The 13,368-nt window shown below is 43.8% G+C and carries 11 protein-coding genes; 7 read left to right on the top strand and 4 right to left on the bottom strand.

Annotated elements, in window-relative coordinates:
• Positions 1-233 precede the first annotated feature (233 nt).
• Both crcB and serS read left to right on the top strand, forming a co-directional pair.
• Positions 234-620 carry a fluoride efflux transporter CrcB gene (gene crcB, locus ABZA00_RS13095; RefSeq protein WP_372882612.1) on the top strand — a complete coding sequence of 129 codons (387 nt, stop codon included), beginning with the start codon at positions 234-236 and terminating at the stop codon, positions 618-620.
• A gap of 8 nt (positions 621-628) precedes the next feature.
• The gene (gene serS, locus ABZA00_RS13090) at positions 629-1,915 is read left to right on the top strand and encodes a serine--tRNA ligase (RefSeq protein ID WP_372882611.1); all 1,287 of its coding nucleotides are present in this window, start codon (positions 629-631) and stop codon (positions 1,913-1,915) included.
• Between the two features lie 198 nt (positions 1,916-2,113).
• Here the strand turns inward: serS and ABZA00_RS13085 are convergent, their stop codons facing one another.
• From ABZA00_RS13085 to rdgC, 4 genes are all read right to left on the bottom strand, one after another.
• Positions 2,114-2,314, bottom strand: coding sequence for a YaeP family protein (locus tag ABZA00_RS13085; RefSeq protein WP_372882610.1), 201 nt, complete (start codon positions 2,312-2,314; stop codon positions 2,114-2,116).
• A gap of 193 nt (positions 2,315-2,507) precedes the next feature.
• Complete coding sequence (locus ABZA00_RS13080; RefSeq protein ID WP_372882609.1) at positions 2,508-2,918, bottom strand: SulA-like leucine-rich domain-containing protein; 411 nt, start codon at positions 2,916-2,918, stop codon at positions 2,508-2,510.
• A 487-nt stretch (positions 2,919-3,405) separates the two neighbouring features.
• Positions 3,406-4,596, bottom strand: a complete 1,191-nt coding sequence (purT, locus tag ABZA00_RS13075) for a formate-dependent phosphoribosylglycinamide formyltransferase (RefSeq protein WP_372882608.1) — start codon at positions 4,594-4,596, stop codon at positions 3,406-3,408.
• A gap of 727 nt (positions 4,597-5,323) precedes the next feature.
• Entirely contained in the window at positions 5,324-6,232 is a 909-nt protein-coding gene (gene rdgC / locus ABZA00_RS13070) for a recombination-associated protein RdgC (RefSeq protein WP_372882607.1), read from the bottom strand.
• A gap of 201 nt (positions 6,233-6,433) precedes the next feature.
• Here rdgC and phoB point away from each other — a divergent pair, with 201 nt between their 5' ends.
• From phoB to ABZA00_RS13045, 5 genes are all read left to right on the top strand, one after another.
• A complete protein-coding gene (phoB, locus tag ABZA00_RS13065) occupies positions 6,434-7,117 on the top strand; it encodes a phosphate regulon transcriptional regulator PhoB (protein WP_372882606.1) in 684 nt (227 codons plus the stop codon).
• A 611-nt stretch (positions 7,118-7,728) separates the two neighbouring features.
• Complete coding sequence (phoR, locus tag ABZA00_RS13060) at positions 7,729-9,051, top strand: phosphate regulon sensor histidine kinase PhoR (protein ID WP_372882605.1); 1,323 nt, start codon at positions 7,729-7,731, stop codon at positions 9,049-9,051.
• 65 nt (positions 9,052-9,116) lie between these two features.
• Positions 9,117-9,872, top strand: a complete 756-nt coding sequence (locus tag ABZA00_RS13055; protein WP_372882604.1) for a Nif3-like dinuclear metal center hexameric protein — start codon at positions 9,117-9,119, stop codon at positions 9,870-9,872.
• Between the two features lie 894 nt (positions 9,873-10,766).
• Positions 10,767-11,873, top strand: a complete 1,107-nt coding sequence (leuB, locus tag ABZA00_RS13050; RefSeq protein WP_372882603.1) for a 3-isopropylmalate dehydrogenase — start codon at positions 10,767-10,769, stop codon at positions 11,871-11,873.
• 75 nt (positions 11,874-11,948) lie between these two features.
• Positions 11,949-12,491, top strand: a complete 543-nt coding sequence (locus tag ABZA00_RS13045; protein ID WP_372882602.1) for a YaeQ family protein — start codon at positions 11,949-11,951, stop codon at positions 12,489-12,491.
• Positions 12,492-13,368 lie beyond the last annotated feature (877 nt).

Genomic DNA, 13,368 nt, shown 5'->3' with positions numbered 1-13,368 from the left:
TGATTATTTACAGCAGTTAAACCGGCAAAGTACTCATAAACGTTACTGAAGTTATACCCTTTTGTTTAAATCACAGGGGCGCGGAGCGAATTAGACGACAGTCTAGAGTTATGAGCGGGCGAGCTCTGTAAGTCCTTTTTTCAGTCCGCATATGCGCAAAGGCCGCGCCCCAAAAGCAGTAACATATTAGTTTTTAACATTCAGTCATTTTATTACAGAGATAAGCCTTTTTTATGAAAACAATAGTTACAAATATCGTATTAGTAGCAAGTGGTGGCGCAGTTGGTGCCACATTACGCTATTTAATCAGTATTGGCATGTTTAGTCTCTTTGGAAAAGGTTTTCCATTTGCTACACTCTCGGTCAATATCATTGGCTCGTTGATTATGGGCTGTATTTTTCAGCTAATTCAACAGGAAACAATCACAGCATCGCCCTGGTGGCCGTTAATCGGAGTCGGGTTTTTGGGTGCATTAACGACCTTTTCAACATTTTCCATGGATAATTTACTGCTTTTTCAACAGGGTGAATTGTTTAAGGCGATCCTTAATATCGTATTAAATGTTGTGGTCTGTCTTTTAGCCGCCTACGTCGGCACATTATTAGTCTTTAAAAGTTAGGAAAAAGCATGTTAGATCCAAAATTTTTGCGTAACGAGTTAGAACAAACTGCACAACGATTAGCTTCACGGGGATATACTCTGGATGTTGAGTTAATCAATGAGCTGGAAGAAAAAAGAAAAGTGTTACAGGTAACCACTGAATCGTTACAGGCAGAGCGTAACAGCCGCTCGAAAGAGATTGGTCAAGCGGCAAAACGTGGTGAAGATATTACCCAAATACGTGCTGAAATGAATGTACTGGGTGAAGACTTAGAGCGTGCTAAAGAAGATTTTGCCCAACTGGCAGAACAGATCAAACAGATCGCCTACAATATGCCTAATTTACCCCATGAATCAGCCCCTGTGGGTAAAGATGAAAGTGAAAATGTGGAAGTATTAACATGGGGTGAACCGAAGCAATTTGATTTTAAAGTAAAAGATCATGTTGACTTGGGTGAAGCCTTAGGCGGATTAGATTTTAAATCTGCAGTTAAAATCAGTGGTTCCCGCTTTATTGTAATGCAGGGACAAATAGCTAAATTACACCGAGCATTAGCACAATATATGCTGGATCTGCATACCAACCACCATGGTTATACTGAGATGTATGTACCTTATCTGGTCAATGCGGACAGTTTATATGGTACCGGGCAGCTGCCAAAGTTTGGTGACGATCTGTTTAATACCAATCCGGCTACGGAAGAGGGTATTGGTATGTCACTTATTCCAACTGCTGAAGTGCCGCTGACTAATATGAGCCGTGATATGATTTATGATGAATCTGATCTGCCGCTTAAATTAACCGCGCATACTCCCTGTTTTCGCAGTGAAGCGGGATCTTATGGCCGTGATACCCGCGGTTTAATCCGTCAGCATCAGTTTGATAAAGTTGAAATGGTACAGTTGGTTCATCCTGAGAAAAGTTTTGAAGCGCTTGAAGAGTTAACCGGGCATGCTGAGCAGGTGTTAAAAAATCTTGGCTTACCTTACCGTAAAGTAGTGTTATGTACTGGTGATATGGGCTTTGGCGCAACTAAAACTTACGATCTGGAAGTGTGGTTACCGGCGCAGGGACAGTATCGTGAAATTTCATCTTGTTCAAATGTGGGTGATTTCCAGGCGCGTCGCCTGCAGGCGCGCTTCCGCCCGACTGGTGCTAAAAAGCCGGAGTTAATACATACCCTAAACGGTTCAGGATTAGCGGTAGGCCGTACTCTGGTTGCCGTGCTGGAAAACTATCAACTTGCAGATGGTCGTATTGAAATCCCGCAAGTGCTGCACAACTATATGGGCGGTTTGACCCATATCGGTTAATTACATTCAGGGGCGCGGAGCGACAAATTTGAACTTTAGTGTTCACGACAGCTCTGCCCTTGGAGCCGCGGCTTCAGCCGCGCTGTTATTTGCTATTATTTTTCTGAATATATTCTGCTCGGCTAAAGCCGAAGCCCCGAGTTTTAAAACCAATAAAAAAGGAGCTTAACGCTCCTTTTTTATTGCTTAACTTTTTTGTTAATCGTCGTTGTAATCGCTCAGCTCTAAGTTAGCTGCGGCATAAGCGGCTTCTTCACGCACACTTTTTGGTAACTCTTCATTTGCCGCAATTCTATCTAAGGTTTTCAGCGCACAGGTAATGGCTTTAGGGACGTACGCCGCATCACCGCTACCGATTTGGTTAATTAATTTTTTAGTTGGTTCACTGTAGTTGTACATATTTTATCTACCTGGTTAATAAAGTTGCCTGCATTATACCTGCTCTTCTTTAATATGCTAATACCGAATTTCAGCGTAAAACACCGCATGTCCGGTGGTGTGGGAGGGGTAACGGGCGCAATCCCGTTATCTCGACCCGATCTTTTTGTTGTACTCGCCGTAGGGTGCGCTTGCGCAGCGAATAATATTTGCATTACTGTTTACAATAAACAAAACAGCTGGTTTGACTTGCCCGGCAGTAATCCTGCAGTTCGTTTTGTAATGGGATGTCGGTTTGATTTAACCAGGCGATAACGGTTGAATAATTATTACTCTGCAGGGTGCTTTTTAGCAGTGTCAGTGAATCTTTTACCTTATTGGCATCGAGAGTAAGCACGCGGCTCTTATGGATCCCTGACTGCTGCAAAAACGTAAAATTAGGTTTACCGGGCGGGGCGATAAACAGTATCCAGCGTTGGTCGGGATCCGTATTCAAATGGGTTAATAAAGCATGGTAATTTTCTAAGTCATAACTGACAGTAAGATAATTTTTGGCATTTAACTGGATCGGTTTTGTGTTGGCCGAGTTGCTTTTATTCTTCGCCTGCAGATAGTTAGATAACATATAAAACCCTGTATGTAAAAACACTGTATAAAACAACAGTAATATTAAATTGCGGGGTTTTCAAGTTTTTTATGTTATTAAATGTGCTTTTATGAGTGGCATCTTTAGTTTTTTACAAGTGGCACATATTCTATTTTTTTGCGGGCTGTAAAAACGAGTTGCAGAGTTCATGCTTATTCAACGGGGCGCGGACTTCAGTCCGCATTTTTTTGTTTTTCCTGGTACGGATCAAAAAGGAGAGAAAGATCGCATATGCGGACTGAAAAAAGGACTTACAGAGCTCGCCCGCTCATAACTCTAGACTGTCGTCTAATTCGCTCCGCGCCCCTGAAAAACACAATAGCGTAGAATGAATTAAACTGCGGTCTAAGGTTATTGAGGTACTGGATGGTTTGAATGCAGATTCAGGTTTATGAGTTATCTTTTTACAGGCATAAAAAAAGGTAACCGAAGTTACCTTTAATGTTTTATACAGATAAACAGAGGATTAATAAATAATCTTCACTTTACCTGATACTGTTTTGGCATTATTAATTGCGTTATCGATATCTTCACCACGTGCAATGGCAACACCTAAACGGCGTCGGCCATTGATATCGGGTTTGGCGAATAAACGGATTTGCGCTGCCGCTACCGCGCCCAATGCCTCTCCGATATTTTCAAATTTGATATCCTTTGATACGCCATTGCCGAGAATAACGCTGGATGCGGTTGGGCCATATTGGGTAATATGACCAATCGGAAAACCTAAAATAGCACGTACATGCAGGGCAAACTCGGAAGCATCCTGAGAAACAAGCGTCACCAACCCGGTGTCGTGCGGACGAGGTGAGACTTCGCTGAAATAAACCTGATCGCCTTTAACAAAAAACTCCATGCCGAATAAACCGTAACCGCCCAGTTCCAGGACGACTTTTTCTGCTATCTCCTGCGCACTTTTAAGCGCTGCCTCGGACATCTGCTGCGGCTGCCAGGATTCACGGTAATCACCTTCTTCCTGTCTGTGTCCGATCGGGGCGCAGAAATGCACACCGTCAACGGCACTGACGGTTAACAGGGTAATTTCATAATCAAAGGGGACAAAACCTTCAATTATAATGCGTCCTTCACCGGTTCTCCCACCCTGCTGAGAATAGGTCCAGGCATGCTCTAAATCCGCATCGCTTTTCACCACGCTTTGACCTTTGCCTGAGCTGCTCATCACCGGCTTAATAACACAAGGTTTACCGATCTTTGCAACAGCAGCCAAATATTGCTCTTTAGTATCAGCGAAAATATAAGGTGAGGTCTTAACCGCTAAGGTTTCTGCAGCCAAACGGCGGATACCTTCTCTGTCCATGGTAAGTTTTGTCGCACGAGCGGTTGGCACAACGTTAAAACCATCCGCTTCTAACGCAAGCAGTGTATCGGTGGCAATCGCTTCGACTTCCGGAATAATATAATCCGGTTTTTCTTTGCGGATAATGTCGGCTAATTTGTCGCCGTCCAGCATACTGACTACATAGGATGAATGGGCGACCTGCATAGCCGGGGCATTTTCATAACTGTCCGCAGCGATAACTTCAATACCAAAACGCTGCAGCTCAATTGCCACTTCTTTACCGAGCTCGCCTGAACCTAAAAGCAGGGCTTTTGTTGCACTCTTTGCTTTTGCACTACCAAAAATTGAAACACTCATAACATTCGACTCATTGAAAATTTTAGGGGGATGGTGTGGACGGCAATATTAACAGAATTTTGTTGTCTTTTTCGCCCTGAGAATGAAAAAACCTCTGATATTTTAGGGAAATAACAGAGGTTTTGAAATCAAAGTAACCATTCAGCTCGAATTCACCACAGAGGGACAGCAGAGAAAAATTTAAGCACCAATTTTTATTAAGGTTTTGCAGTATATAACGCTATGCTTACGCACCTAATAATGCTGTTTAAGATGCCCGCCAACACAACGCGGGAATGACGGGGGTAGCGAAGAGTGATAATGCCCCAAGGTAGGCAGTGCTCTTTTGTGGTTGGGGCGCGGCCTTTAGTCCGCATATGCGCTCTGCGCATTCATTTTTATTCCTTATATGATTTTGTGTACCTTTTCAGTATATACCCATGATACTTCAAGATGCAAAGTCAGCAAGGTCAATTGTGCCGAGATGCTAGACATAAAATTGAAGTCTAGTTATACCAATTCCGATAATTAGAACAACTAGTTACTGCAATCAATGCCTTGCTTTCATCCATTTTTCCTACGCCTAAATAGATCATCTAATTAACGGAATTGGTATAAAAAAATGCGGACTGAAGTCAGCGCCCCAAAAGATGGAGTTGTCGTTTAAGATTCCCGCCTGAAGGCGGGATTCCGGTGTCGATGCACGGTAAGTGCATTACAAAAACAGGCGAATGCTGAACGATAACGACTACAGTGTTTGTTCGCCACCGAAGGCATCGATCACTGCGGGGATCAGCTGCTTGATTTCGCCGGTCATCAGGGCAAAATCGGCATCAAAGCGTGCGGCAAAATCATCTTTATCGATATCTTCATTCTGCTCCTGCAGTACATCTGCGAATTTAATGCGTTTCAGTGCAAACTCTTCACCGATAACAAATGAGATACTGTCTGCCCAGTTCAGGGCCAGTTTAGTCACAAACTTATCGGCTGCCAGGTGGTTTTTTATCTCTTCGGATAACAGATCCTGCTGTTTGCAGCGGATAATACCGCCGCCTTCTAATGCCGAGCATAATTCAGCTTCATCTTCCAGGGCGAAATTAGCCGGAATATTGCCTTCGTTTAGCCAGTCGGTCATCACCACATCGGCCTGATTTTTCAGTTGAATCGGCACCACCGGCAAACTGCCTAAGGTTTTGCGCAGTAATGAGATAAGCTCTTCGGCTTTCCGTGTGCTTGAGGCATCCACATATAACATATCTGCTTCCGGATCGATCCAGGCAAAGGTCTGCGAAGTGCGGCTAAAGGCACGCGGCAGCAACTGCATAATGATCTCTTCCTTGAGGTTGTCTTTCTCTTTTTTCTTCAGCGCGCGGCCCTGTTCAAGTTCAATTGCTTCAACACGTTCATTGAGCTGATCTTTGATCACCCCGGCAGGCAGCATTTTTTCCTCTTTGCGCATGCAGATAAGAATTTGTTTAGCGGCAAGGTGGGTATACATTGAGCCCGCTTTCCCCATTGGGAATACCCAGCCAAGTTTAGAAATATCCTGACTGCCGCAAGGTTTAAAAGACAATTCTTCAAGATTTTTTTCTAAGGTATCGGCATCCTGCTCAAGCGGACGGGTAAAACGATATACTTGTAGGTTTTTGAAAAACATATAATGCACCTTTAATAACAGAGAAATAAAAATAGGTGATGAGTGTAATGGATTTTTAAGCAGAGCGGTAAACATTGCTTATTTTTTTACAGGAAAATGCTTTGTTGCATTTTTGTAACCTAATATCGACCTTGTAATAAATCTGTCATAATGCCGCGCAATAATAAGCGCATAAAAATCAGAATAAACAGGTAATAGTAAATGGCAAGTCGTATTTTAGTGGTAGAAGATGAGGTCGCAATCCGCGACATGTTATGTTTTGTATTAGATCAGCATGGATACGAGTGTATTGAAGCTGATACTTATCAGGGAGCATTAAATCAATTACGCGAACCTTACCCGGATTTGATTCTATTGGACTGGATGTTCCCCGGCGGCAGCGGTATTAAATTACTTAACCACCTTAAACAGGGCGAAATTTTACGCCAGATACCCGTCGTGATGCTTACCGCCCGCGGTGAAGAGCAGGATAAAGTCAAAGGACTGGAAAGCGGGGCAGATGATTATGTTACCAAACCATTTTCACCAAAAGAGCTGATGGCGCGTTTAAAATCGGTGTTGCGACGGGTTAACCCCACTTCATTGGATGATGTTTTAACCTGCAATTCGCTCAGCCTTGATCCGGTTTCCCATCGCGTGTCACTAGCGGATGAAGCACTGAATATGGGGCCGACGGAGTTTAAATTATTGCACTTTTTTATGACTCATCAGGATCGCGTTTATAGCCGTGAGCAACTGCTTAATAACGTTTGGGGAACCAATGTATATGTTGAAGACCGCACCGTGGATGTCCATATCAGACGGCTGCGTAAAGCGCTGGCAGATCATGGAAATTTAATACAAACCGTGCGCGGTGCCGGTTACCGCTTTTCCAACCGCAGTTAGGGCAAAGCGGTTTGTCTGTACTGACGCGCGGAACTTGCCCGTACAGTGACGCGGAGCGAAAATTTGAACGTTGGAGTTTACGACAGTCCAGTCTCTTGGGGCGCGGAGCGACAAATTTGTCAGGAATAAATTTGAACATTGGAGTTTATGACAATGGCCCGAAGGGCGGAGGGCAGGATGTCCGAAGTAATTAACGAAAGTCCGGTGTTATGAGCGGAGGAGCGAATTAGACCGCAGTCTAGTATCATGAGCGGAGGAGCTCTGCGACTCCTTTCCTGCGACTCCTTTTTTTAGTCCGCATTGTTTTGATTTGCTGTTTTGCGCGGACTGTAAAAAGAATGATCATAGATTATCTTTTTATGACAAAACCAACAATGCAGGCTAAAGCCTGCGCCCCAAAAGACTGAACTGGCGTGAATTACTTCGGGCGTCCTGCCCTTCGCCCTGCGGGCCAGCTAAAGCTGTTCAAATTTTTTCCTGAAAAATTTGTCGCTCCGCGGCCCCAAGTTACATTTAACTCGCTTAAATGAAGACGGATTTTGTATTTTAAATCATCACATAGCAGAGCAATACCAAAGTTCACAAAATAATTAATCAATAGAGTTAGCAATTTGAAACCTTTTACAGCCAAACACCAGGCGGTTGCATTATCCGCTTTTTATCTGCCGGTTATTATTCTGGGCATGTTTTTTAACTGCCTGAAAGAGCTGCTGCTGCTGGCTTTTTTCGGGCATATTGTCTGGCATTATTATTATCTGTATAAACTTAATAACTGGTTATGGTTCAATAAAAGTACCATTTTGCCGAAAGGTCAATTGGACTGGCAGCACGCCTTTAACGGTCTGCACAATATGCAGCAGAGATACCGCAAGCGGCGTAATGATCTCGCCAGTATTATCCGCCGCTTCAGTGAAGGCTCGGAAGCCTTGTCCGATGGTGTAATTGTATATGCGAAAAACGGCGGGATTGTCTGGTCCAACCGTCTGGCGCAGTTTCAATTGGGCTTCAAGCGCAATGATAAATCCGCTTTCTCCCGAAAAGAAATTTACGGTGAGCACATCACCTCTCTGGTACCCAATCCTGAATTTGTGGCATTTTTAAAACGCGATAACCCGGTGGAAACATTAGAATTGCCATCTCCTATTCATGCGGATCAATTACTGGAATTCAGCGTAATGCCCTATGCAAAACATAAACGTCTATTGATTGTCCGTGACGTTACCAGTTACCGCGCAATGGATGAGATGCGCCGTCATTTTATTGCCAATGTTTCTCACGAGCTGCGCACCCCGTTAACCGTGTTACAGGGGTATATTGAAATTATGGAGATGCAGCTGGATGAAAAATCACAGCAGGCAAAAACCCTGCATATACTGGATCAGCAAACCAGCCGGATGTGTGCGCTGGTTGAGCAGATAATGACACTGTCTAAAGTAGAGGGTGCCGGCAGCGTGGATTTGGATATGATCGTCAATGTGCCGATGTTACTGAAACAGATTGAAAATGAAGCCCGTGAACTGGGTAAAAACAAAGGCTTAACTATTGAGTTCGATGTAAATCCCAAGTTACGCCTGCTGGGTGATGAAATGCAGATCCGCAGTGTAATGGCAAATTTAGTCTATAACGCGGTGAATTATACGCCAGCTAATGGCTCCATTAAGGTGGTCTGGTGCCTGTCCTGCAAAACCGGCGGGCACTTTTCGGTTGTTGATAATGGCGACGGGATTGCAGCTGAGCATATTCCGCATCTGACCGAGCGTTTCTACCGGGTCGATGAATCGCGCTCCCGTGATACGGGGGGCTCCGGTTTGGGGCTCTCCATCGTCAAGCATACCCTGAGCCATTACGGCTGCGAATTAAAGATAAAAAGCCAGTTAGGAGAGGGCAGCCAGTTCTCTTTTATTATTCCGACCCGTTATCTGGTAGAAAAATAACAGGCTTCAGTTTTATACTTGCGAATGTTACCTTTAACGTATAAACAATTCAGCGGGAATAAATAATGAACAATAAAAAACTTGCCAATAAATTAGATCAATTTCTGGAAATCCATCAGTTTAAAGATTATTGCCCCAACGGTTTACAAATTGAGGGTAAAGCGGAAATTAAAAAAATCATTACCGGCGTGACCGCCTGTCAGGCATTAATCGATGTTGCCTGCGCAGAAGATGCCGATGCGATTTTAGTGCACCACGGCTTTTTCTGGAAAGGCGAAGCCCAGGAAATAACCGGCATGAAATATAAGCGCATAAAAAGCCTGCTCGACAAGGAGATCAATCTATACGCTTATCACCTGCCCCTTGATGTGCATCCGGAATTAGGTAATAACGCCGAGTTAGCCAGATTGTTAGGTATTACCGACCGTCGCCCGTTAGAGCCCTGGGACAAACGCAGTGTCGGCCGAGTCGGCAAATTTGCCCAAGCTATATCACCCGCTGACTTGGCAGAACGAATAGAATCGGTTTTAGCCCGTAAGCCATTGCATATTGATGGCGGCAAGAAAGAGATAAAAAGTATCGCCTGGTGTACCGGCGGCGGGCAGGACTATATCAACATTGCCGCGGAGCAGGGCATTGATGCCTTTATCAGCGGCGAAGTGTCCGAGCGCACAGTGCATATCGCCAGAGAGATGGGCATTCATTTTTATGCCGCCGGCCATCATGCAACAGAGCGTTACGGCGTAAAAGCATTGGGTGAATGGCTGCAAGGTGAGTTTGACTGTGATGTCACCTTTGTCGATATCGACAATCCGGTGTGATAGTTCTAATAGAAAACGTAGGGTGCGCTTGCCCACCGTCTTTCATTGCCGTTATTGAACGTTATTGATGCTTGTTTTGTCAAAGCTTTCGGCGATTGGGTAGTCGGGGCGCAGACTTTAGTCTGCATCTGTTGGCTCAGTTCTGAGGATATAAGCACTGCGACTGCTGTTTTTAGCCCGCATCTGTTGTTGTTGGGGTTCGAGGCGAATTGAAGTCATCTCTTTGGGGCGCAGACTTTAGTCTGCAATGTTGGCTCAGTTATGAGGATATAAGTACTGCGACTGCTGTTTTTAGCCCACATCTTTTGTTGTTGGGGTTCGAGGTGAATTGTAGTCATCTCTTTGGGGCGCAGACTTTAGTCTGCATCTGTTGGTTTAGTTCTGAGGATATAAGTACTGCGACTGCTGTTTTTAGCCTACATCTGTTGTTGTTGTTGTTGTTGTTGTTGTTGTTGTTGTTGTTGGGGTTCGAGGCGAATTGAAGTCATCTCTTTGGGGCGCAGACTTTAGTCTGCAATGTTGGCTCAGTTATGAGAGTATAAGCACTGCGACTGCTGTTTTTAGCAAAATACTCTTTTGTTGTTGGGGTTCGAGGCGAATTGTAGTCATCTCTTTGGGGCGCAGACTTTAGTCTGCAATGTTGGCTCAGTTATGAGAGTATAAGCATACGCATCCATTTTTAGCGCACATCTGTTGATCTGTTATTTTTCTTATGCGGACTGAAGTCCGCGCCCCCCCAAGATTGCACCTATTGCATAACCATTGCAATTTTTTGCATAAATTCAGCAAAATTCCGTGAAAAAAGCTTTTCTAAATTTGAAACGGGCGGGGTTTTTCCTATATGATGCCTGCACAAAATTACAAAACACCAATCAAATCATTTAGGGAATTAAAATGACAACATATAACATTGCTTTGCTTGCAGGTGACGGTATCGGTCCTGAAGTAATGAAAGAAGCGGTTAAAGTATTAAAACTGGTTGAACAGCGTAATGCGGACGTTAACTTTGAACTGAACGATGTCCTATTTGGCGCAGCTGCTTATTTTGCAACGGGCAAATCTTTTCCTGATGAAACCAAAGCGGCTTGTGATAAAGCGGATGCGATTCTTAAAGGTACAATCGGCTTAAACCACGAAGACTCTAAAAAAATTCCTGTGGATGAGCAGCCTGAGCGTGGCGCATTATTACCGCTGCGTCGTCGTTACAACACTTACGCAAACTTCCGTCCGGTTTACCTGCCAAAAGGTCTTGCACACTTTTCTCCTTTAAAAGAGTCTGTTATCGGTGACGGTATCGATATCATGATCATCCGTGAACTGGTTGGCGGATTATACTTCGGCGAAAAAGAAACCGGTGTTGATGCAAACGGTAAACGTTTTGTACGTGAAGTACTTGAATATGATGAAGACCAAATCCGTCAAATCATCAAAGTGGCTTTTGATGTTTCTATGAAACGTAAAAAGGTACTGCATAATATTCACAAATCAAACGTACTAAAATCAAGCGTTCTGTGGAATGAAATTGTTGAAGAAGAAAGCAAAAACTACCCGGAAGTGGAAGTGAAAAACATCCTGGTTGATGCGGCTGCAACTTACCTTTGTTTAAACCCCGGCATGTTTGATGTGATGGTGATGGAAAACATGTTTGGTGATATCTTAAGCGACCAGGGCGGCGGTATCTTAGGCTCATTAGGTCTAATGCCTTCAGCTTGTAAAGGTCCTGAAAAATCTTACTACGAACCATCTCACGGCAGCGCACCGGATATCGCCGGCAAAGGTATTGCAAACCCTTACTCGATGATCGGCTCTGTGGCATTAATGCTGGAAATGAGCTTCGGTATGGATAAAGAAGCGAAAAACCTTTGGGCTGCAATGCAGAGTGTCTTTGAAAAAGGTTATTCAACGTCAGATCTTTCTAAAGAAGGTGAAGCTAACCTGGTAAGCACTTCAGAGTTTGGTGATATGGTCTGTGAAGAACTGGCTAAAATGCCTGTTGCATAAGCAGTCCGCAACATAACCTGCATAGATATAAAAGCCACGTAGTTACGTGGCTTTTTGCTTTAATTTGGAAAAATCATGGCACTTAAACCAACCATCTACAAAATGAATATCAATCTGTCAGATCTTAATCAGGATCGATATGACACCCTGAATCTTACCGTTGCTCTGCACCCCTCTGAAACGCCTGAACGTATGATGGCGCGGGTGATCGCCTATTGCTTGAATGCGCAGGAGTTTTTAACTTTTACCAAAGGGTTATCCGTGGCCGATGATCCCGATATCTGGGCAAAAAGTTTAGCTGATGAATTTTTACTGTGGGTTGATGTCGGCGAACCTGCATTTGAGCGCATCAAAAAAGCCAGCCGCCTTGCTCAAGCCGTGAAGGTTTACAGCTTTAATACAAAATCAAACGTATGGTGGAAGCAATCCGCAGCTGATTTTGAGAAACTCAGCAACCTGGAAGTTTATCAGTTTAATTTTGAGCAGATTCAGGCATTAGCGAAACTGCTAAAACGCAGTATGGATTTTTCAGTCACCATTTCCGGCGATACCGCCTATATAGCAGCAGAGCTCGGCGAATGTGAAATCAGCTGCAGTGTATTGCAGGATCATTCATAAAACATCATGTTGCATTGTAGGTTTGGGGCGCGGGGTTTAGTCCGCATTCTTTGAGTTGTTATTTCTCTTATGCAGACTAAAGTCTGCACCCCCTATATATCGATAATCAAAACTACGCTTTTATTTTATTCTGTAACCTGCCCAGATATTGATGCTATAAAATTGTTGTTTTATGAAGGTGTTGGTTTGGGGGCGCGGACTTCAGTCCGCATTCTTTGAGTTGTTATTTCTCTTATGCAGACTAAAGTCTGCGCCCCATATATATCGATAATCAAAACTACACTTTTATTTTATTCTGTAACCTGCCCAGATATTGATGCTATAAAATTGTTGTTTTATGAAGGTCTTGGTTTGGGGGCGCGGAGCGACAAATTTGTCAGGAACAAATTTGAACATTGGAGTTTATGACAATGACCCGAAGGGCGAAGGGCAGGACGCCCGAAGTAATTCACGACAGTCTAGTATCATGAGCGGAGGAGCTCTGCGACTCCTTTTTTTAGTCCGCATTCTTTGAGTTGTTATTTCTCTTATGCAGACTAAAGTCTGCGCCCCATATATATCGATAATCAAAACTACGCTTTTATTTTATTCCGTAACCTGCCCAGATATTGATGCTATAAAATTGTTGTTTTATGAAGGTCTTGGTTTGGGGGCGCGGAGCGAATTAGACCGCAGTCTAGTATCATGAGCGGAGGAGCTCTGCGACTCCTTTTTTCAGTCCGCATTCTTTGAGTTGTTATTTTTCTTATGCAGACTAAAGTCTGCGCCCCATATATATCGATAATCAAAACTACGCTTTTATTTTATTCTGGAACCTGCCCAGATATTGATGCTATAAAATTGTTGTTTTATGAAGGTGTTGGTTTGGGGGCGCGGA

The sequence above is a fragment of the Psychromonas sp. genome (assembly GCF_041586535.1).
Classification (GTDB): domain Bacteria; phylum Pseudomonadota; class Gammaproteobacteria; order Enterobacterales; family Psychromonadaceae; genus Psychromonas.
The sequence above is the reverse complement of the archived record's forward strand: the minus strand, read 5'-3'. Positions and strand labels throughout refer to the sequence as shown.